Source organism: Kordia periserrulae (assembly GCF_003054265.1).
Taxonomy (GTDB): domain Bacteria; phylum Bacteroidota; class Bacteroidia; order Flavobacteriales; family Flavobacteriaceae; genus Kordia; species Kordia periserrulae.
In genome coordinates this window covers 835,121-857,690 of sequence record NZ_QBKT01000001.1, presented here as the reverse complement: position 1 = coordinate 857,690, position 22,570 = coordinate 835,121, and the positions used below count along the sequence as shown (strand labels likewise).

The following is a 22,570-nucleotide window of genomic DNA, read 5'->3' as shown; positions in this document are numbered from 1 at the left end:
ATGTATCGAGAACAGCTATGATTTTCAATTTCAACTTCGAGTTCAACTTCAAATTCACTTTCAGTTTCACTACACCGTTTCTATCGGTAAATCCACTTCGTTGATATCAATATCTTCATCGTCGTCATTATCATTGATGAACGAGCTGTATTCTATTGGTCGCTTGCTTTTGAACAACCAGAATTTAAACTTCGTGATGAGATAGAACAATATTGGAACAATAATCAAGGTCAAGAATGTCGCAATGATTAATCCGTAGATTACCGTCCAAGCTAATGGTCCCCAAAAGATTACGTTGTCTCCTCCTAAGTATATTTTTGGATCAAATTCGCTAAAGAGTGAGAAAAAGTCAATATTGAAACCAATTGCGAGTGGAATTAATCCTAAAACCGTCGTAATTGCCGTTAGTAATACAGGACGCAAACGTGCTTTTCCTGCTTTTACAACTGCTTCATATACTTGTGGTATTGGCAAATAGGTTTCCTTCGGAATTTTCATTTCGTGCTTCTTACGGTCTATCAAGAGTTGTGTGTAATCTAATAATACAACTCCGTTATTCACCACAATTCCCGCCAAGGAGATAATTCCCATCATGGTCATCATAATTACGAAAGAAGCTCCTGTGATTAGTAATCCACCAAAAACACCAATCAAACTTAAAAAGATGGCAATCATGATGATAGTCGGTTTTGAGATGGAACTAAATTGGAAAATTAAAATCAACATAATCAACCCTAAACCAGCAAAAAAGGCGCTCATTAAGAATATCATTTGCTTTGTTTGTTCTTCAATTTGTCCTGTGTAATCTACTTTAATGCCTTCAGGTTTGAATTCGTTTCCGATTTCTTTTTTGATTTGATCGACAATGGCTCCAGCATCCGTGTAGCCTGGTGCCAATCCTGAATACACCGTAACCACACGTTTGTAATCGTTGTGTTTGATGGCGCTAAATCCAGAAGTGTTTCGTTCCGTTGTTACTGCAGAGACAGGAATTTCCTTGAGTTGCCCCATTTGATTTCTAAAAATCAATTTTTGATTGAACAACGAGCTTTTGTTGTAACGGTTTTCTTCGTTGAAACGCACATAGATGTCATAATCTTCTCCGTCTTCTTTGTACACCGCTGCTTTGACACCAAATAACGAGTTTCGCAATTGCTGCCCAACTTGTCCTGCCGAAACACCTAGTTCACCCGCTTTTTCACGGTCTACAACTACTTGCATTGCAGGTTTTCCTTTGTTGACGTCAATTTTGAGTTCTTCAATTCCTGCAATATTTTTAGAGTTGATTAAATCGCGCAAACGCTCAGCTTCTGTGATAAGTTCGGTATAATCGTTTCCTTCCAATTCGATGTTGATTGGATAACCTACTGGCGGACCAACCGCGTCTTTTTCTACCGAAATGGCAACTCCAGGATAGATTCCTTTCAGTGCTTCCGTTACTTTTTTACGCAATACTTCACTGTCTTTTCCTTTTCGGAATTTGTATTCGCGCATGGACGCCGTAATTTTTCCTTTGTGTGGCATTTCTGCTGCTGAACCTCCATCGGTTTGCGGATTTCCAGCGCCTTCACCTACTTGTGACACGGCAGATTCTACCAAGAAGTTACGGTCGCCTTCCATGTATTCTTCGGCATTTAGCACATCATATACACGTTTTTCGATGTCTTTTGTGATTTCATTGGTTTTTTCAATCGCGGTTCCTTGTGGATATTCGATGTAGACAATAATTTGATTTGGTTTGTTGTCTGGAAAAAATTCTACACTTGTTCGTTTGCTTTGGATAGATTGTCCAAATAGCATAAATGTTACTAGTAGTAATGTAAATGTTCCGAATGAAAACGCATACGATTTCCATCCCGTTAAGGCAAAGCGCAAGAAACGTTCGTACGCTCTTTCCAGCGCAGCGAGAATTCGTTTTTGGAAATAACGCGCCATTGGTTTGAGTATGTATTTGTACACCCAAAACATCAATGCGATGAAAATGAATAAGGTTCCCAATCCTACAGCATCGCCACCAATGAGATAGCACAGAATTCCTAAGAAAACCAATACAGCGCTGAGAATTAGTAATTGTCGTACCTTAAGTTTGCGTTCTCCAACTTCCATAAATTGTGATACCATCATGGAGTTGATAAAAATTGCCACGAAAAGTGACGAACCTAATACGACCGATAACGTGATTGGGAAGTAAATCATGAATTGTCCCATAACGCCAGGCCACATTCCGAGTGGCACAAATGCAGCTACTGTAGTTAAGGTAGAAATGATGATTGGAAACGCAATTTCTCCAATTCCTTTTTTAGCAGCTTCTATACGACTCATGCCTTCTTCGTCCATCAAACGATACACGTTTTCCACGACTACAATTCCGTTGTCTACTAACATTCCAAGTCCCATGATTAATGCAAAAAGAATCATAGTGTTCATCGTATATCCTAACAAATCTAGAATCATAAACGACATAAACATGGACATCGGAATTGCCAATCCTACGAATAGGGCATTCCGAAATCCTAAGAAAAACATTAATACAAAGACTACTAAGATGATACCGAAGATGATATTGTTTACCAAATCGTTTACTTGGTTGATGGTTTTTTCCGATTGATCGTTGGTGATGGTTACGGTTAAGTCTTTATGGTCTTCTTTAAATGTATCAACGATTTTATTGATTTCATCTGCAGCAGCGACCATGTTTTTCCCAGCACGCTTTTTCACGTCGAGCATCACTACTTTTTTACCGAATTCACGAGCGAAAGTGGTTTTGTCTTCTTCTTGAAAGCGAACCGTAGCAATATCACGTAAATACACAGGTCCGTCAATAGATTTTACCACGAAATCGTTCAATTCTTTCGGGTCATCAATTTCGCCCAAAATACGAATGGTACGTCGTTGCCCTGAGGTAATCATGTTTCCTGCGGAAATCGTGACATTTCCGTTGGCAATGGCGTTTCGAACATCGTCAAAATTGACTTTAGCTGCCATCATTTTGTAGATATCAACGGCAACTTCTACTTCTTTTTCTTGTGCGCCACGAATGTCTACTTGCTTGATTTGCTCTAAGTCTTCAATTTCATCTTCTAAGAATTCTGCATATTCTTTGAGCTTTTCAACAGGATAATCTCCTTTGATATTGATATTCAGAATCGGCGTTTCTTCCGAAATATTTAAGTCAAATACATTCGGTTCCACTTTGGCGCCGTTGAACGTTGGCCAATCTTCGCCGCCTTTTTCGGTATCAACCTTGTCTTTGATTTTGGTTTTGGCTTCTTCAACCGTGATATCTTCATCAAATTCGACAATGATGATTCCGTAATCTTCTTGTGAGGTAGAGGTAACTTCTACTACATTACTGATATTTTTGATTTGGTCTTCGAGTGGATCGACAATCAGTTTTTCAATATCTTCTGCAGTGTTTCCTGGATAAATGGTACTGATATATATTTTGGTTTCCTTGATTTCAGGAAAGTTTTCCCTTGGCATGCTAAAGTACGCGGAAAGTCCGAGTACGAGCAGCAATCCCATAATGATGTAGATAATGGTAGGATTATCTATCGCCCAAGAGGATAGTTTGAATTCCTTGTTTATATTTTTGTCCGACATAGTTTTTATTTTTCTAAAATCGTTACTTCTTGTCCGTTATTTACTGTTCTTGCACCTGCGTTGATAACTGCATCACCGTTAAGTAAACCGTCAATTACTTCAATATAATCGCCTTGCGTTTTGCCTGTGACAATCTTTCTTATTTTTGCTTTTGCAGTTTTGCCTTGAATAGAATCGGCAACAAATACATATTGTTCGCCATCAGCATTTTCTGAAATTACGCTTTGAGGAATCAAGATAGCTTTCGGATTGGTGTAATCGTTGATTTTTAGCTTTGCAGTTAAGTTTGGTTTGATGTTTCCGTCTTTATTAGGCACCGCAATTTCTACTTTGAAGGTACGATTGTTTGGATCGATAAAATCAGCTGCTTGGCGTATTTTTGCTGGAATTTCTTTGCCTAATACTGGGAAATATACTTCCACGTCTTTTCCTTCAGTTACACTTGTGATGTATTTTTCTGGAATCACAGCTTCAATGTACATATCGCGTAAGTTTACAATACGAATCAACGGTGATTGTCCTGCAGCAACTACTGAACCTTGCTCTGTAATCACATCGTCAATAACGCCTGAAAATGGTGCTTTTACGGCTGTTTTTGCCAGTTGTGTTTTTAGTTGGTCCACCGCTTTTTGTTGTGCTTCATACGCTGATTTTGCTTGTAAAAACTGAATTTCCGAACCAATTTTTTGATCCCACAATCTTTTTTGTCGCTCGTAGGTTGTTTTGGCTAAGTCTGCTTGAATTTGCAATTGTGCTACTTGCTGCCCCAAGCCACCATCATCGATTCTTGCTAAAATTTGTCCTTTAGAAACTTGTTGTCCTTCTTTTACGAATACTTGTTTTAGGATTCCGTTATACTCCGGTGTGATGACAATATTTTTTTTAGTATCTACACTTCCTTGCAATTCTAAGTAGTGATTGAACACGCTGTCTTTTGCAGAAAATACCGTGATAAAGGTTTTCTTTTTAGTAGGATTGATTTCCTCTAAGGCATCAGACAGTTTTTTAATTTGAGCATCAAGCGCATCTTTTTCAGCTGTTAATGCTTCTTTTTTTTCTGTGATGGCTTCTACATTTTTTTCTTCAATTAATGTATCTATATCTTTCTCTTTTCCACCACCACAAGCGGCAAGCATAAGAACGACCGGAAGAAGAAGGAATTTTATTTTTTTCATTAGGATTGATTTTATTCTTTTAGTTTATTAGTTGATGAGTGTTTTGGTCTTTGAGTGTTTGTGCTCAACTACTCAAAGACTCAATAACTTCTTTAGATTAATTCGTTGTATTCAAAATAGTTTCTAAGGCTGCTTTTTTTGTAATTACGTCCAGCATGGCTTGTAAATATTCTTGCTGAGCCGTGTATAATTGAGTTTGTGCTTGGCGCAATTCAAAACTTGAACCAACACCTTCAAAAAACTTCACTTGATTTTTCTTTTCAATACGTTCTGAAAGGTTCAAATTTTTCTTTGCAGTTTCATATTCTTCAATGGCTAATTGATAATCGCTTTTAGCAGAAGCAATTTGAAATTTTAATTGCTGTTCTACTTCAATCAAATCATCTTGCGATTTTTCTAAGTTGATTTTTGCACGTTGCGTGGAAGCACTTCGTTGTAACGAACTGAAAATCGGAATTTTCAAACTGAATCCAAAAGAGGCAATTCCCAGCCACGTTTGATTGTTTGTGAAAAACTCAAAATCTTCTCCGTTTCCTAAATACGAACCTGATAAAAATCCACTCAACGAAGGCAACGCTTTGCTTTTTTCTAGTTTTACCAACAATTCTTTAGAGCGTGTATCGTTTGCAGCAATACGATAATCAATGGTTTTTGTAATATCTTCATCCGCTTCTAAAAGTGATGGCGTAATATTTTGAAAAGTCAATGTCGGTAAGGTATCTGTAAGCGTAGTTTTGGTATTCACATCAATTCCCAACGTAATATTAAACATCTGATACGCCAAATCGCGAAGACGCTCCATATTGCGCAAATTGCTCACAATGCTTGCTAGGGTAATTTCTAGCTGTTCTACATCTTCCTCTTCGGTCAATCCGTTTTCATAAATTTTTCGAGTTTCGTTGAGATTTTTTTCGAGCGTGACTTTATTTCGTTCTAAAATAGCCACACTTTCTTCTGCTAACAAAACATTTCCATACGCATTAATCACCGCTTGACGAATTTCCAAATCGGTTTTTTCTTTAGCATTTTTAGAAATCTCTAAAAAGACTTTTGCCGATTGCAATCCGACCAAATACGAACCGTCAAAAACAAGTTGTGATAACCGTGCTGTGGCAGTTACAGACTGTCTGGCACCAAAATCAATAAATCCGTTTTGGTCAAAATCGACAGCACCTTCAAACTGCTGTTTAATGTTGTATAAATAATCGATATTACCGTTTAATTGTGGTAATCCTGTTGCGGTGGTTTCCCATTTTTGTTTTTCAGCCGCACTAATATCACGCACCGCATTTTTGGCGGTTCTGTTATTTTCTAGTGCGTACAAAATGGCTTCATCTAGGGAAAAACTTTCGGGGATATCTTGATTCTGAGAAAGTCCGATGCTCAGAAAACATAAACTAAAGAGTACTATGAGTTGCTTACGCATGTTATGATAATTGGTTTGTTGTTATACATTTTTCTAAAGTTTCGAGTCCTTTCGGAGTGCAAATTCCACGTAAGTGGTATTCTAAAAATTCATCCATTAGCACATCCATTGGAAACTTGTTGGTAGGAAATAGGTCGTTATCTTTAATGCCTACAACGCCTACAAAGTAAATGCGCGATACAAAATCGACATTGATATTTTCACGATACATTCCCGAATTGACACCGCGAGTTAAATTCTCCACTACACAATCTTGCATCAACTCCAGTTGTCTTTTCTTTAAGGTTGCATAAATTTTTGGATAGTACTTTTGGAGCTGATACAACGGTGATGTTTTTTCATTTTTTAAATGCTCCAATACAAAGCGTTTAATTTCGTACAATTCTTCAATCGAATTCTTTTCAACGGAACAAATCACATCAATTCCTTCACTAATTGCACAAAATAAAGAACTCGTCACTTCACTTACCAGCGCAGTTTTATTGTTGAAATGCGTGTAAATCGTCTTTTTCGAAATGCCCATTTCGTGCGCAATATCGTCCATGGTTACACTCTTAAACCCTAGGTTTAAGAACAATTCTGTGGCTGTATTTTTAATTTTCTCTTTCATAAGTAACAACAAAAATAGAATGGAAACTTTAAAAACCAAAAAAGTTTCCTAAGTTTTTACAATTATTTAACAAATGATTTTAATTTGCATAATTCTGAAATATGGTATTTTTACATAAATTTTTTATAAATGATACAAATTGCTCAGTACAGAGAAACCTTTATACAGTATTTAGATGAAAAAGTAGTGTTAGCTGAACCCAAAAACCTCTATGAGCCAATTGTGTACATTCTCCAATTGGGCGGAAAACGCCTGCGTCCTGTGTTGACCTTAATGACCGCAGAAATTTTCGGAACTTCTCATAAAAAAGCCTTAGATGCGGCACTGGCAGTAGAAGTTTTTCACAACTTTTCGTTGGTACATGATGATATTATGGACCAAGCACCGCTGCGAAGAGGCAAAGCCACCGTACATGAAAAGTGGGATATCAATACGGGAATTTTGTCGGGCGATGCAATGCTGATTTTGGCCTATCAATTGTTTGAAAATTACGAGGGTTCAATTTTTAAAGCCTTGGCAGAATTGTTTAGCAAAACGGCAATTGAAGTATGTGAAGGTCAGCAATACGATGTCGATTTTGAAACGCGAAGCGATGTGACGATTCCCGAATATTTAAAAATGATTGAATATAAAACCGCTGTTTTGGTTGGCGCAGCGATGAAAATGGGCGCTATCATTGCAGAAACGAGCGAAAAAGATGCAGCAGTTATTTATGATTTTGGACGTTTTTTGGGAATAGCCTTTCAATTGCAAGATGATTATTTGGATGCGTATGGCAATCCGGAAACGTTTGGAAAGCAAGTTGGCGGTGATATTATCGAAAATAAAAAAACCTATTTATATTTAAAAGCACTCGAAAATAGTTCGCAAGAAGACAAGGAAAAGTTGGTACAATTGTTCTCTGAAAAATCAGCAAATCCCGCAGAAAAAGTAGCAACAGTAAAGGCAATTTTCGACAAAGCAGGCATTCCTGAAATAATGAAAAATGCGATTTCAAACTATACACAAAAGGCTTTTAAACTGCTAGAAACTTTGAATGTAGGCGATTCCGAAAAGCAGCAATTACAAGCTTTTGGAGAATATTTGATGAATAGAACAGTATAGGTGTTGGGTTTTGGGTGTTCGGTCGCTTCGCTTTTGGGTTTTGTAGTGAGATTTTTTCTTACTGTTATGAGACCTTAACTATAATTACTGAAATCGTCACTTCGAGTGAATTTGTGCAACAAATTTGTATCGAGAAGCACTTTGAATTCCCAAGTAGTTCTCGATACAATTTTCTTCATTTCATTGCAAAAATCACTCGAACAGACGTTGTGAACAGCGACTTGATAATAAACAATGAATAAACAAATCAAAAAAAGCTAACAACCAGCAACTAGCAACCAACAACCAAACAAATCAAAATCCACTTCCAAAACGCAATCCCACAAAAATTGTTCTCGGTTGTGCAGGGCCGTAAATGTAGTTTGGATCTCGGTCAATAGTTTTATCAAAATCATCTTGGTACGCGTTGAAAATATTTTTTACACCACCATTAATTTCCAAGTTATAATTATCTGAAATCGCAAAAGTCTTGCTTGCATTGAATCCAATTTCGAGTAAATCAGGCGTTTCTTCCAAGACAGTTTCTGGAATAAAACCTGCTACATGTGGTACAAACATTCTGCCCGTGTAAATTCCGCTTACATTAAAATCCCAACGCTCATTGGGAGAATAATTACATAGCATATTTCCATATACATTGGGCGTTCGCGTAATTTTATTCGTTACAATTCCTTGTTCTGGCGCGTACGATTTTTCAAAATAACTGTTCTGAAAGGTTCCGCCCAACTGAATTAAAAACTTCGGATTTGGACTGTAACGCGCTTCCACATTAAAACCATTCACAATGGCATTATCGCCGTTAATCTTTTCTTTAATCTCCAAACCACCAACTTCGCCACGCGCTTCATACACAAACGGATTGTTGATTGTGGTGTAAAAACCTTCCAAAGTCAATACCAATTGATGATCTTCATGCTGATGTGAATATTCTAACGAACCAATAAAACTATGCGATAACTCTTCTTTCAAATCATCTGACAAACGCACACGACGCACTTCGCCCGTAATAATCTCCGAATGCACATCTTCCGAATAAAATTGCGGTGCTCTAAATCCTTGCGAATAGCCAGTTCGAAAGCTAATGGTTTTGGTGATATTGTATAAAACGCTTACGCGCGGATTCACAATAAAAAGCGATTCATCGGTCAAATTTGAAGTAAACAATTCTCCGCGTACGCCTGTCAATAGTTTTAAATTTTCTAAAACTTTCCAGTCGAGTTGTGTGTAAATTCCAAGTGTATTCGTGTTTTGTGTGATAGGAATGACCAACGGATTTTCCCTGCGCTCTGTAATGCGATTAAAACGATGTTCCACACCTGAAGTCAAGTCCATCGCTCCGTTAAAAAAGTCGGTAAACTTTGCAGTATGCTGAACTCCAGCCACAGTGACAAAATCTTTGGTAACACCAAAACCATTCGGGTCTTGGTTTGTGCCGTAATAATTGTCTGAATGTGTATGTTGCATATTTCCATAAGTAGAAAACTTTTGCAAATAATTCTCTGAAAAATAGTCAAAGGTCAATCCGCCACCGACAATAGTACTCGTAATTTCTTCCGCTATATTAGTAACTAAAGGCGATTTATCTAACAAATCACCACCGCGACGATATTCGTGAGACGTATTAAAATCTAGCGTAAGCTTTCGTCTAAAATCAAAATTATAAAACGACTTGAAGCCAAAATTTAGGTTGCGCAGTTTGGTGATTTCTGTAAAACTATCATCATTAGCATCATAGCCTTCACGATTGCGGTACATGCCAAAAAAGGTAATTCCTTTATCTAAATCATCAGAAACAAACGTAGAATTAAACGTCGTCACCGCATCGGTACGTTCGCCGTCAATCAGCCCAATTTTTGAAGCGACTTGAAACAGGTTTTCTATTGGGTCTTTGGTAATAATATTGATAGTTCCTGCAATCGCATTCGAGCCAAAAATAGCAGAACCACCACCGCGCGTGACTTCAATTTGTTCAATCATGTTTGTTGGAATTTGCTCCAAACCGTAAATTCCGTTCAACGAACCAAAAACGGGACGACTGTTGACTAAAATCTGTGAATACGCACCATCCAAACCATTGATTCTAATTTGACTAAACCCGCAATTTTGACAATTGACTTCGGTACGCAGTCCAGGTTGAAAATTCAAGCCTTCAAACAGTGTGGTAGCTTGTACTTTTTGTAAAGATTCAGCGTTGGTCACAGTTACTAAAACAGGTGCTTCTCGTCGGTTCAAAGCAGTTCGAGTTGCCGAAACGACTACTTGATCCAATCCGAGTGGATCTTCTTCTAAATTAAAATTAATAGTCAAGCTTTCATCTGTAACCGTAACTTTTCTTTCTATAGTTTTATAACCGATGGATTGAACAATTAGCGTATATGTTCCGCTTTGTATATTGAAAGAATACTGCCCATTTTCATCCGTCATTGTTCCTTTGTTTTGGCTTTTTACATACACATTTACAAATGGAATGGGATTGTTTTTTTGCGTGACAATACCTTTAATTTCAACACTTTGAGAAAATCCTGCAAAGAAAAATAAGCATGTTATAACACAAACTTTGAGATTCATTTCAATAAATTTTTAGCAAAGATATATTTTATTTTTAGCTTAGACTAAAAATTTAATTACATAAAAGTAAAAATTGTATATTTGCATAGTTAAGTACAAAATTATGATGACACTTTCAGAAGAAAATTATCTAAAAGCTATCTATCATTTAGGCGACGTTCACGATGGTGGAATTAGCACAAATGCGATTGCAGAACAAATGAATACCAAAGCTTCTTCTGTGACAGATATGATTAAAAAATTATCTGAAAAAGGCTTAGTGCATTACAAGCGTTACAAAGGTTCTGAATTGACGGAAAAAGGAACGTTGGTCGCTGCCAATATCATTAGAAAACATCGTTTGTGGGAAGTCTTTTTGGTGGAAAAACTCAATTTTACTTGGGATGAAGTGCATGATGTTGCCGAGCAGTTGGAGCATATAAAATCTGAAAAACTTATCAATGAGTTAGACGCGTTTTTAGGATTTCCAAAGCACGATCCGCATGGCGATCCAATTCCAGACAAAGACGGAAACGTTTCCAATAAATTGGGTAAACTTTTAATTACGCTTAATAAAAATGATAGAGGAATAATTGTCGGCGTAAAAGATTCTTCGTCCTCATTCTTAAAATATTTAGACAAGCAAGGAATTGCATTAGGCAAAAAAATAAAAGTATTAGACAAAGAGCCGTTTGACAATTCCATGAAAATTCGCATCAAAAAAGAAGAATTTATGATTTCACAACAAATCGCGAATAATATTTATGTGAAATTGAGTCCAGAAGCGTAGAAGTTTTGTTATCAGTTGTCAATTGTCAGTGAAAAAAACCAACACCTAAAACCCAACACCCAAACAAATGAAAAAATACATATATATACTTTTTCTTGTAAGCATTGTAACAAGTTGCACTACAGCAACCAAAAAGCAAAATGGAAAACTGCAAATTGTCACTACGACGACCATGATTACCGATATGGTTAAAAATATTGGCGGCGATGTTGTAGAGGTAAAAGGCTTGATGGGAAGTGGTGTGGATCCGCATTTGTACAAAGCGAGTGAAGGCGATGTGAGCAAACTTTTTAACGCCGATGTGATTATTTACAACGGATTGCATTTGGAAGGAAAACTGGAAGATGTTTTTGAAAAAATGCGCAAGCAACAAAAACAAACCATCGCCGTAGCAAATGCTATTGATAAAAGCGGTTTGATTGGCTCGGAATATTTTGCTTCAAGTTACGATCCGCACATTTGGTTTCATATCGGTTATTGGAAACAAGCAACGCAATTTGTCATTGACGAACTCAAAAAAATAGACGCTAAAAATGCAGCAACTTTTGAGAAAAACGGACAGGTCTATCTAGCAAAACTTGATACGCTTGCTGCTGAAATTTCAGATGAAATTACTGTATTGCCAATAGAAAAACGAATTTTAGTTACGGCACACGATGCATTTAATTACTTCGGAAAGCTACACAATTTCGAAGTCGTTGGTTTACAAGGATTATCAACAGCGACAGAGGCTGGCGTACAAGATGTACAAAAATTAGCTACATTTATTATAGAGAACAATGTCAAAGCCATTTTCGTAGAAAGCTCCGTGCCAAAACGAACCATTGAAGCATTACAAGCATCCGTAAAAGCGAGCGGACATGAAGTTGCAATTGGCGGAACACTATATTCAGATGCGCTCGGCGATGCAGGAACCAAAGAAGGAACGTATGTTGGAATGTATCGATACAATGTAAAAACGATTGTGGAAGCGCTGAAATAATAGTGAGTTAGGAGAATTGAGTATTGAGATTTTTCAAAGAAAACCTAAAACCTAAAACCCAACACCTAAAAAATAATGGAAGAAAAATACGCAATCACAGTAGATGACCTTACGGTTGCTTACAATTATAAACCAGTACTTTGGGATATTGATTTGGCAATTCCAGAAGGTGTATTGATGTGTATTGTGGGGCCAAACGGCGCAGGAAAATCTACGTTGATAAAAGCCATTTTGGGCATCATCAAACCAATTGCGGGAACGGTTTCTGTTTTTGGAAAATCGTACGCAAAACAACGTTCATTAGTAGCATATGTGCCACAAAAAGGGAGTGTTGATTGGGATTTTCCAACGACTGCCTTGGATGTGGTGATGATGGGAACGTACGGAAGTCTTGGCTGGATAAAACGTCCAGGACAAAAAGAAAAGAAAGCTGCCTTAGAAGCTTTGGAAAAAGTGGGAATGTTGCCTTTTAAAAATCGACAAATTAGTCAGCTTTCGGGCGGACAGCAACAGCGAATTTTCTTAGCCAGAGCTTTGGTGCAAAATGCTACTATTTACTTTATGGACGAACCGTTTCAAGGTGTGGATGCGACTACAGAAAAAGCCATCATCAATATTTTAAAAGAACTCCGAAAAGCAGGGAAAACAGTAGTAGTCGTGCATCACGATTTGCAAACTGTTCCCGAATATTTTGATTGGGTAACGTTTCTCAACGTGAAAAAAATCGCGACAGGTCCTGTAAAAGATATCTTCAACGATGACAATTTGACCAAAACCTACGGAATTAACTATAAAGTAAGTGTGCAAGAATAATTCTCTAAACTAAACAACCATCGACTTTCAAGATTACATAGAACTTATTTTCTCCAATTATACTGCACGAATCGTGATGTTGGGAACTGCCATTTTGGGAGCTATCTGTGGCATGTTGGGAAGTTTCGCCGTATTGCGAAAACAAAGTCTCTTGGGCGATGCCATTTCGCATGCTGCATTGCCAGGAATTGCGATTGCGTTTCTCATCACAGGTGTTAAAGACAGTAATTTATTTTTGTTGGGCGCATTAATTAGTGGATTGGTTGGAACGTTTTGGATACGAAGCATTACGAAAAAAACACACTTAAAATCGGATACTGCTTTGGGCTTAACGCTGTCGTTATTTTTCGGATTTGGAATGTTGCTCTTAACCTTTATTCAAAAACAACCCAATGCCAGTCAAGCTGGATTAGACACGTATTTATTCGGTCAGGCAGCGACATTGTTAGAAAAAGACGTTTGGCTCATTGCCATCGTTGCAGGCATTGCACTGTTGATTTTACTCATTTTTTGGAAGGAATTTAAAATTTTACTTTTTGACGAAGATTACACCAAAACGCTTGGTTTCAACACACGTTTTATCGACATTTTAATCACCACCTTTATTGTCATCACAATCGTATTAGGTTTGCAAACCGTTGGTGTTATTTTGATGAGTGCAATATTGCTAGCGCCAGCAGCAGCAGCGCGACAATGGACAAATAGTTTGGAAAAAATGGTCATTTTAGCAGCTATTTTTGGGTCGTTTTCAGGAGTTGTCGGTACAGGAATCAGTTCGGTTTCTGGAAATCTTTCTACAGGTCCAGTGATAGTGTTGGTTGCTGCGGGAATTGTGTTGCTTTCGTTTATATTTTCACCCAAAAGAGGCTTATTATTTAGAGAAATCCGCTTCCGAAAAAATAGAAACGACATCAAAATGCAAAAAACCTTAGCATTCATGTACGGAATTGCCAAAACGCATGAAAATATTTCGCATCCGCACGCCATCAAAATTTTAAATGGTTTTCAAGGATTTTCGAAACGTTCGCTGCAAAAACTCGTCGATTTGAATTATGTAGAAATCGACGGACAACAATGGTCAATGACGCAAAAAGGCTTTATGACTGCTGCCAATTTATACAATCAACAAGTAGAAAACTCACATGAATAGCGCGCAAATCTCCATACAAATTATTGTCACGCTCGTTGCCATTGCCTGCGCCATTCCAGGAACGTTTTTGGTGTTGCGTAAAATGTCGCTCATCAGTGATGCTATCAGTCATTCTATCCTGTTGGGAATTGTGATTGGATTTTTTATTGTGGAAGATACGTCGTCTCCGTTGTTGATTTTTTTAGCAGCGTTGACAGGAATTGTTACCGTCATTTTGGTCGAATTCATTCAAAAAACAGGCTTGGTCAAAGAAGATACTGCTATTGGACTCGTGTTTCCTGCGTTGTTTAGTATTGGCGTCATTCTTATTTCCAAAAATGCTAATGACGTTCATTTAGATATTGATTCGGTAATGGTTGGGGATTTGAGTCTAGCACCATTTGATCCGTTACTTATCAATTGTCAAGAAGGTATTGCCGATTCGTGTATCAATTTAGGTCCCAAAGCCATTTGGGTAATTGGAATCATTTTGTTGGTAACCTTGACATTGTTGATTGCCTTTTTTAAAGAATTAAAAGTAAGTACGTTTGATGCTGGTTTGGCAGCGGCACTTGGATTTTCGCCAGTAATCATGCATTACGGATTGATGACGGTTTCTTCCGTCACCATTGTGGGTGCTTTTGATGCCGTAGGTCCAATTTTGGTCGTCGCTTTGATGATTGCTCCTGCAGCAACCGCATATTTATTTACCAAAGATTTAAAGAGAATGCTTTTACTTTCCTGCTTTTTTGGCGTGGTAGCTTCCATTGCAGGGTTTTGGTTGGCACATATTTTAGATGCGTCTATTTCAGGTTCTATGACCACTGTTTTGGCCATTCTTTTCTTGTTGGTATACGAACCGATTATTACGTCTATTATAGTGAGTAGTATTGTTGGAATTGGAATGGTATTGTATCAATATTACGATGCTGCAATCTTAGGTGGTGTTAGTTTTGAAGGTTATCAGTTGGGTGAAAAGCTTACGTATATCTTTTCAAAATTTGTCTTTTTAGATTATGTATACATTTTGGGAATTGCAGTTGTTATGGCAGCATTCTTAATCTATATTTTACCGAAAAGAGGGTTAATTTATGGATATTACAAAGTGCGACAGCAAAAAACTGAAATCATGTTGTTGGTGTTTTTATTGCACATTCGAAATCATGCTGAAGAAAGTGAACGTCATGTAAAACATTTGAACGAACATATCAATTGGCAACGCTTGCGCTCGCAATCCATTGTGGATTTGGCAAAGAAGAATAACATGGTGACCGTTTCTGCTGATAATATCATTTCATTAACTGAAAAAGGTGCCGATTTTACCGAAAAAGCCATCGATTATATCATCACAAATAAAGACACAGAAATTGAAGAAATGAAAGATGATTTCTTTTTGTTTCGAGGATAATAATGTTTACTATGAAATTTACATTGAAATTACTTTGCGTACTATTACTGTTTTCTGCTTGCAAAACAGCTCAAAAGGAAAAACCAGAGTTTCCTTTGTATTTACAAAAAACACCATCAGAATGCGGTCCTGCATGTTTAAAAATGATTAGTGACTTTTTTGGGAGCGATTATAGTATTGAAACATTGGCGCTTATTTCTCAAATGAAACCGTACGAAGGAACTTCTATGGGAAATATTGCAGATGCTGCCGAACTCATAGGATTATACAATTTAGCGGTTAAAATTGATTACCAGTTGTTGTTAGATGAAGTGCCGTATCCTGCCATGTTGCATTGGGACGGAAATCATTTTGTTGTCGTTTATAACATGGATAAAGATTCTATTTGGATAGCTGATCCTGCAAAAGGTTACATGACATATACAAAAGAGGAATTTCTACCACACTGGATTGTAAAAGACTCTACTTCAAATTTGCAAGAAGGATATGCGTTATTAATGGAGACCACAGAAGCCTTTTTTGATGCAAGAACTAAAATTAAAGTGCTTACGCAAAGTAGAATTGAAAAAAATAAAAAAGAGAAATCAACTTCTCAAAAAGATGCTTACGAAAGATGACTTCTTTCTTTTTTTGAAAGAAAACAACTAACAAATGTTAGCTAATTGGTTTTCAGTTACTTATAAAAAATAACTATTACCGTTTATCGAATAAAAAAGTACATTTATCGATGAACTTTGTGCATTAACCTAAATATTAATCATCGCATACATAAAGAACGTACATTCGTAATGAGTAATTTTAGAAATCATTTAGTTGTTTTAACTTAAGACATTAATTAACAGCAACTGTTTGTTAAGGAAAGAGAGTGAGGCTTAACACTCTCTTTTTTTATGCCTTATATTTTCCTCACCTCAATTCGTCGATATTTAGTTTTTATCACGTTTAGTAAAAATGTGTTAAATCTACGGTGTTTTAATTTCTGTTCAGTAGTTTTGAAACCTATAAATTATAAAATCGATTAGTTATGAAAAAAATTACATTTTTCGCATGTGTATTTGCTATGATGTGTTTGCACGCACAAAATGACGATACTGCTTCAAGCACGCTCAATTTTGCTAAAGGAACTCAGTTTCTCAATATCAATTTCTCCCTTACTACAGGCAATACAGATGTGGAAGCTCCAACACAAAACCAAGAGATTAAAAATTTTGGCATATCCTTCAATCCCTCGTATAGTTATGCGGTGAGCGACAATCTTTTTTTAGGATTGGGCGCAGGAATTGGATTCAATAGCAGAGATATTGAATTAAACGGAATGGACGCCGGTGAAAATACTACCAATTCATTTTCGATATTTCCTTTCGTGCGTTATTACAAAGGTGTAGGCAAACGATTTGGTTTTTTCTTGCAAGGAGAAACGCGTTACAGACACTCTAAAGCAGAAGTAGATAATGCCAACCCTAGAAAAACAAATACCTTTTTTGTAGGTGTGCGACCAGGAATTGTATTTATGTTGAGTGATAATTTTGGATTGGAAGCAACTTTTGGTGATTTAGGATATACTTCTTCTAATGTTGATGATGAAGCTACAGGAACAGAAACGGACTTTAATAATTTTGGTCTTTCTTTAAATTCAACAAATTTATTCTTCGGATTGAGTTATTATTTTTAAGAATAATACATACAATATTTACGAACAACCGCAATTGTCTTCTCCGCAAGCTTTTGCGGTGTTCTTTTTCCAAAAAAACTTCTTTACGATAAATCCTATCGCTGCTAAAAATAAGATGCCGACAAGTATTTTTTGAATCATTTGTTTATTTTAAAAATTGATAGGCTATCAACGCCGCTACATACGCAATAATCGTCATGGAGAATAATTGCACCATTGGCCATTTCCAGCCTTTGGTTTCTCGTTTTACAATTGCCAACGTACTCATGCATTGCATCGCAAAGGCATAAAATAATAAAAGTGAAATTCCAGAAGCAAAGTTGAATACCTTTTTTCCGCTACTGGCGTGTACTTCCGCTTGCATTTTCGCTTTGATGGTATTTCCTGCTTCATCATCGCCTTCGCTGCCTACACTATAAATAGTTGCCAAAGTTCCTATAAATACTTCACGCGCTGCAAATGAACTTACGAGTGCAATGCCTATTTTCCAGTCGTAACCCAAAGGTTGTATCACAGGTTCTATGGTTTTTCCAATCACACCAAGGATAGAATTTTCCAAGCGCATACCTTCAATTTCATCTTCAATCACAGCTTCTCTAAACTCTGGTATTTTTTCCGCAACTTCCGCATCCATTTCTTGAACATTTACTGTTTTTCCTGCTGCTTCGGCTTCTTCACGTACACTCTCTGTATAGCGAATAATTTTATTTTCTAGTGCAATTTCTTGAATTTCAGTAAACCCATTTTTCTCAATGGCTTGTTGCACAATCGTTTCTGCATTATGAAATTTATCGTTCACACCAACTGAACCCAACACCCATAAAATAATCGAAATCGCTAAAATAATTTTTCCTGCCTCAAACACAAACGTTTTGGTCTTTTCCAACACAGTATAGGCTACATTTTTTACCAGCGGGACTTTGTATTTTGGCAATTCCACCACAAAATACGATTTGCTTTGAATCTTGAGTGTTTTGTGTAAAATAAAGGCAGAAATCAACGCAATGGCAAATCCGATAAGGTATAAAAGCATCAATGTAATTCCTTGCCAGTTAAAAAACCAAAATACACGCTCATTTGGAATAATGAGAGAAATTAAAATAGCATATACAGGCAAACGCGCTGAACACGTAATAAATGGCGTGACTAAAATAGTAATCAGTCGTTCTTTCCAACTTTCAATATTTCGAGTCGCCATGATAGCAGGAATGGCACAGGCAGCTCCTGAAATTAACGGAACAATACTTTTTCCGCTCAATCCGAATCGGCGCATGATTTTGTCCATCAAAAATACAACGCGACTCATATAGCCACTTTCTTCTAAAATGGAAATAAAAAGAAATAGAAAGGCAATTTGCGGAATAAAAATGACAATTCCGCCCAAACCAGCAATGATTCCGTCGGCGAGTAAATTGGTCAACATGCCTTTCGGCAACACTTCCTTTGTCCATTCGGCAAACGAACCAAACGCGCCATCAATCAATTCCATTGGAACTGAACTCCACTCAAAAATTACTTGAAAAATTAGCAATAATAAAAGTCCAAAAATGACGTATCCAAAAATTTTATGTGTAAAAATTCGATCGAGTTTTGCTTGTGTGTCCGAAGCTTTGGAACGATCGACCACATACGATTTTTTCAACACATCATTGATAAATTGATAGCGTACAATCGTTTCCCGATGTTGTACTTTTTTCAATTCACTTGCCGACAATGATGTTAGCAACGAAGTATCGGTAATGGTATTTTGTTTAATTTTTTCTTTCGAGATGCAACGCTCTGTAGAAAGTGATTTGTACGCTAAAATGGCTTTTTTTACATCGTCAATTCCTGTTTTTTGCTTGGAACTGATGATGACTACTTTCGTTTGTAAATCGGCTTCTAATTGCTCAATATCTACTGAAATTCCTTTCAATTGCATCCGATCTGCCATGTTTATGACTAGAATCGTAGGAATTTCTAAATCTTTTACTTGTGTAAAAATGAGCAAATTACGTTTTAATTGCTCCACATCGGCAACGACAATAGCAACATCAGGATGCAATTCGTTATCAGTATCGTTCAAGATGTCAATTGCAATTTTTTCATCTACAGAAGAAGCATTTAAGCTATACGTTCCTGGTAAATCTAAAATCGTAGCTTTTTGTGTCGGCGATAATTTGCACGTTCCTGTTTTCTTATCTACTGTAATTCCAGGATAATTCCCCACTTTTTGGTTCAATCCTGTCAAATGATTGAACAACGATGTTTTTCCGGTATTCGGATTTCCTATTAACGCTACTTGTATGGGTGCATCACTCATTACCTGATGGGATTACAAAACTTTTTCAATTTGAATTTTTGCGGCAGTGTCTTTTCGGATGGCGATATTACTTTCGTTAATCGTTAAAAATAAAGGACCATTGAATAGTGTAGTTTGTACCAAAGAAATTTCATTGCCAGGCAAGCAACCCATTTCAATTAATTTAAGAGGAATACTATCTACAGGAAAATCGAGAATAATCGCTTTTTCTCCTTTTTTTAAATCGGCAATCGTTGACACTTCTTATTTAGATTAAATTTAAAGAAGCAAAAATACACCAAAAAGTTCAATTAGAAAACTTCTTTCAATGGCTTTTTTTGTGAAGTGATTTAAACGACTTTTATTTGTAGGAAGCTTTTAAAATTTTAATGTCTTCTAGGAGCTCTTTTATTTCTTCTTCGTTAGTGCCATCATACGTACCGCGTACTCTTTTTTCTTTGTCGATTAGAATAAAATTTTCCGTGTGAACCATGCCGTAATTATCATCTCCAGTAGATTTTACCGCCAAATATGATTTTCGAGCCAAGTCGTAGATTTGTTTTTTGTCGCCTGTTACCAAATTCCATTTTTTATCGTTGACACCTTTTTCAATCGCATATCGTTTTAATTGTGCCACCGTGTCAATTTCGGGTGTTACTGTGTGCGATAACAGCATGACTTCATCATCATTGAGAATTTCTTTTTGAATGGTTGCCATGTTTTTGGTCATGACTGGACAAATGGTTTGACATGTGGTGAAGAAAAAATCCGCCACGTAAATTTTGTCTTTATAATCTTCTTGCGTGATGGTATCGCCGTTTTGATTGATTAATTTAAAATCGCTAATAGTATGATACTTTCGCACGTGTTGTATAGACGGATCGACCAATTCTACATTAAAGTTTTCAGGTTGATATATAGGAAGCACTTTTGCATCGCGCAAGGCAAAATAGAAAGTGGTCATGATAATCGCTGATAAACAGCTCATTACTATCACGAAAAGTTTATATTTTTTAAAAAATGAAATCATTGAGTGTTGTTTAGCGGATAAATTTACAGTTCGTCGATAAAATTTAGGGTGTTTGTCGAAAAAACACGGTGCAAATTTACGATTTTAAAATTTCATAGGGAAAAATTCCTATATTGTTAGTCCCAAATCTAGCTTAACTATGAGAAAAACCATCCTTGCCATTGGTTTTTTATGGACCTTCGTCGCTTTTAGCCAAACAGATCAAGAGTTGATTGATGTGGCTAGAGGAGAGTACACAAAGGCGGCTAAACTTCAAGATTTTCAGGCAAACGAAAAAACAGCTTCTTACGATTTATTATCTCATAAACTTGAACTAGAAGTTGATCCTGCCATTCATTATATTAAAGGAAAAGTTACCACAGAGCTTCGTGTTACAGAAAATACCGATTTCATCGTTTTCGATTTGTCGGATAACTTACAAGTAGCTTCTGTGACTTCAGAAGATGCAACATTACCTTTTACACACGAAAATAACGAGCTTACCATTTCATTCGAAAATGATTTTTGCGAAGCTTCAACCTATACATTTACCATTGCTTACGAAGGTGTTCCAAACAAAAACCCTGACGGTGATGGTTTCGTAACAACAACACACAACAACACACCATCATTATACACGTTATCTGAGCCGTATGGTTCTAGCGAATGGTGGCCATGTAAGCAAGATTTGAACGATAAAATTGATCAAATTGACGTCATCATCACGGCTCCTGCAGCGTACAAAGCTGTTTCCAACGGAATGGTAATATCAGAAACTCAACAAGGAGCTATGATGACGACGCATTGGCAACACAACTATCCAATTTCGACGTATTTAATTGGAATTGCGGTAACCGATTATGAAGTGTTTTCACAAACTGTAGATGCTAACGGACATAGTTTTGATATCGTAAATTATGTGTACCCAGAATCGAGAGATAAGGCTGAGGAATACACACAAGTGACAGTTGAAATTATGAATTTGTTTCAAGATTTACTTGGAGAATATCCTTATAAAGATGAAAAATATGGCCATGCAGAGTTTGAATATGGTGGCGGCATGGAGCATTCTACCATTTCGTTTATGGGGAATTTTAGTCGCTCGTTAATTGCGCACGAATTGGCTCACCAATGGTTTGGAAATAAAGTAACCTGCGATTCTTGGAATCATATTTGGCTGAATGAAGGTTTTGCAACCTATTTGTCTGGATTGGTAGAACATCATTTTGACGGAGAAGCTGATTTCACCAATTGGAAACGTGGAAAAATTGCAGATATCACAACTTCAAGAGCAGGTTCAGTATATATAAAAGATGAAAAACTAGATAATATAGGTCGTATTTTCAGTTCACGATTGACCTATAACAAAGGTGCCATGGTATTACACATGTTGCGTCAAAAATTGGGTGACGACATTTTCTTCAAATCGATTCGCAATTATTTAAATGATGAAGAATTGGCATACGGATTTGCAAACACCAATCATTTACAAGCTCATTTAGAAAAAGAAAGCGGTCAAGATTTACAGGAGTTTTTTAACGATTGGATTTATGGTGAAGGCTATCCAATGTATGATGTAGCTTGGCATCAAGCAAACAGAAATGAATTGATTATTCGTTTGAATCAATCACAATCCAGTAAAAAAGTAGCTTTCTTTGAAATGAACGTTCCGTTTTTGGTGATGGGAACAAACGGAGAAGAGAAGTACATAGCTTTAGAGAATGTAATGAACGGTGAAGAATTTTCTGTTGCTGTAGATTTTGAAATCTCTGACATCATCTTCGATCCAAAATTTGACATCATTTCTAAAAACAATACTATTAGTGTTGATATTGAAGCTATTGCCGAACTAGAGGAACAATCTTCTCTCAAAAATACTGCAAACAAAACCACCTTACTAACGTTAGAAAAATAATAATTTCTTATCCTTATAGCTACCATTTAAAGTAAAGCTCCTGTACAAGAATATCTTGATTATTCAGTAAATATCGTTAAATCTGTTTTTTAGCTTGCTGCTGCCT

At 36.7% G+C, this 22,570-nt stretch carries 18 protein-coding genes; 9 read left to right on the top strand and 9 right to left on the bottom strand.

Going from position 1 to position 22,570, the window contains the following annotated elements; genetic code table 11:
• Positions 1–69: 69 nt before the first annotated feature.
• From C8N46_RS03655 to C8N46_RS03640, 4 genes are all read right to left on the bottom strand, one after another.
• The gene (locus tag C8N46_RS03655) at positions 70–3,603 is read right to left on the bottom strand and encodes an efflux RND transporter permease subunit (protein ID WP_108113483.1); all 3,534 of its coding nucleotides are present in this window, start codon (positions 3,601–3,603) and stop codon (positions 70–72) included.
• A 5-nt stretch (positions 3,604–3,608) separates the two neighbouring features.
• Positions 3,609–4,778 (bottom strand): efflux RND transporter periplasmic adaptor subunit, encoded by a 1,170-nt coding sequence (locus C8N46_RS03650; RefSeq protein ID WP_108113482.1) that lies wholly within the window; start codon positions 4,776–4,778, stop codon positions 3,609–3,611.
• A 97-nt stretch (positions 4,779–4,875) separates the two neighbouring features.
• Positions 4,876–6,204, bottom strand: a complete 1,329-nt coding sequence (locus C8N46_RS03645) for a TolC family protein (protein WP_108113481.1) — start codon at positions 6,202–6,204, stop codon at positions 4,876–4,878.
• 1 nt (position 6,205) lies between these two features.
• A complete protein-coding gene (locus C8N46_RS03640) occupies positions 6,206–6,814 on the bottom strand; it encodes a TetR/AcrR family transcriptional regulator (RefSeq protein WP_108113480.1) in 609 nt (202 codons plus the stop codon).
• Between the two features lie 129 nt (positions 6,815–6,943).
• Between C8N46_RS03640 and C8N46_RS03635 the strand changes: the two genes are divergently transcribed.
• Positions 6,944–7,918, top strand: a complete 975-nt coding sequence (locus C8N46_RS03635) for a polyprenyl synthetase family protein (RefSeq protein WP_108113479.1) — start codon at positions 6,944–6,946, stop codon at positions 7,916–7,918.
• 294 nt (positions 7,919–8,212) lie between these two features.
• On the opposite strand, the gene C8N46_RS03630 is transcribed toward C8N46_RS03635, so the two are convergent.
• A complete protein-coding gene (locus tag C8N46_RS03630; RefSeq protein ID WP_108113478.1) occupies positions 8,213–10,486 on the bottom strand; it encodes a TonB-dependent receptor in 2,274 nt (757 codons plus the stop codon).
• Positions 10,487–10,589: 103 nt separating this feature from the next.
• Between C8N46_RS03630 and C8N46_RS03625 the strand changes: the two genes are divergently transcribed.
• From C8N46_RS03625 to C8N46_RS03595, 7 genes are all read left to right on the top strand, one after another.
• Positions 10,590–11,255: a metal-dependent transcriptional regulator gene (locus tag C8N46_RS03625; protein ID WP_170110058.1), complete on the top strand. Its 666-nt coding sequence runs from the start codon at positions 10,590–10,592 to the stop codon at positions 11,253–11,255.
• A gap of 67 nt (positions 11,256–11,322) precedes the next feature.
• Positions 11,323–12,237 (top strand): metal ABC transporter solute-binding protein, Zn/Mn family, encoded by a 915-nt coding sequence (locus C8N46_RS03620; RefSeq protein ID WP_108113476.1) that lies wholly within the window; start codon positions 11,323–11,325, stop codon positions 12,235–12,237.
• Between the two features lie 75 nt (positions 12,238–12,312).
• Positions 12,313–13,050, top strand: a complete 738-nt coding sequence (locus tag C8N46_RS03615; protein WP_108113475.1) for a metal ABC transporter ATP-binding protein — start codon at positions 12,313–12,315, stop codon at positions 13,048–13,050.
• Positions 13,051–13,126: 76 nt separating this feature from the next.
• Entirely contained in the window at positions 13,127–14,200 is a 1,074-nt protein-coding gene (locus tag C8N46_RS03610) for a metal ABC transporter permease (RefSeq protein WP_108113474.1), read from the top strand.
• Positions 14,193–15,587 carry a metal ABC transporter permease gene (locus tag C8N46_RS03605; protein WP_108113473.1) on the top strand — a complete coding sequence of 465 codons (1,395 nt, stop codon included), beginning with the start codon at positions 14,193–14,195 and terminating at the stop codon, positions 15,585–15,587. The genes C8N46_RS03610 and C8N46_RS03605 overlap by 8 nt, the downstream gene beginning before the upstream one ends.
• Positions 15,588–15,598: 11 nt before the next feature.
• Positions 15,599–16,204, top strand: a complete 606-nt coding sequence (locus C8N46_RS03600; protein WP_158269071.1) for a cysteine peptidase family C39 domain-containing protein — start codon at positions 15,599–15,601, stop codon at positions 16,202–16,204.
• Positions 16,205–16,611: 407 nt separating this feature from the next.
• Positions 16,612–17,259: a hypothetical protein gene (locus C8N46_RS03595; protein WP_108113471.1), complete on the top strand. Its 648-nt coding sequence runs from the start codon at positions 16,612–16,614 to the stop codon at positions 17,257–17,259.
• An 18-nt stretch (positions 17,260–17,277) separates the two neighbouring features.
• Here the strand turns inward: C8N46_RS03595 and C8N46_RS03590 are convergent, their stop codons facing one another.
• From C8N46_RS03590 to C8N46_RS03575, 4 genes are all read right to left on the bottom strand, one after another.
• Positions 17,278–17,400, bottom strand: a complete 123-nt coding sequence (locus C8N46_RS03590; RefSeq protein ID WP_108113470.1) for a FeoB-associated Cys-rich membrane protein — start codon at positions 17,398–17,400, stop codon at positions 17,278–17,280.
• 4 nt (positions 17,401–17,404) lie between these two features.
• On the bottom strand, positions 17,405–19,561 hold the full coding sequence (gene feoB / locus C8N46_RS03585; RefSeq protein ID WP_108113469.1) for a ferrous iron transport protein B: 2,157 nt from the start codon (positions 19,559–19,561) through the stop codon (positions 17,405–17,407).
• 12 nt (positions 19,562–19,573) lie between these two features.
• On the bottom strand, positions 19,574–19,801 hold the full coding sequence (locus C8N46_RS03580; RefSeq protein WP_108113468.1) for a FeoA family protein: 228 nt from the start codon (positions 19,799–19,801) through the stop codon (positions 19,574–19,576).
• A gap of 100 nt (positions 19,802–19,901) precedes the next feature.
• Positions 19,902–20,570 carry an SCO family protein gene (locus C8N46_RS03575; RefSeq protein WP_108113467.1) on the bottom strand — a complete coding sequence of 223 codons (669 nt, stop codon included), beginning with the start codon at positions 20,568–20,570 and terminating at the stop codon, positions 19,902–19,904.
• Between the two features lie 139 nt (positions 20,571–20,709).
• On the opposite strand from C8N46_RS03575, the gene C8N46_RS03570 reads away from it, so the two are divergent.
• The gene (locus C8N46_RS03570; RefSeq protein WP_108113466.1) at positions 20,710–22,464 is read left to right on the top strand and encodes a M1 family metallopeptidase; all 1,755 of its coding nucleotides are present in this window, start codon (positions 20,710–20,712) and stop codon (positions 22,462–22,464) included.
• Positions 22,465–22,570 lie beyond the last annotated feature (106 nt).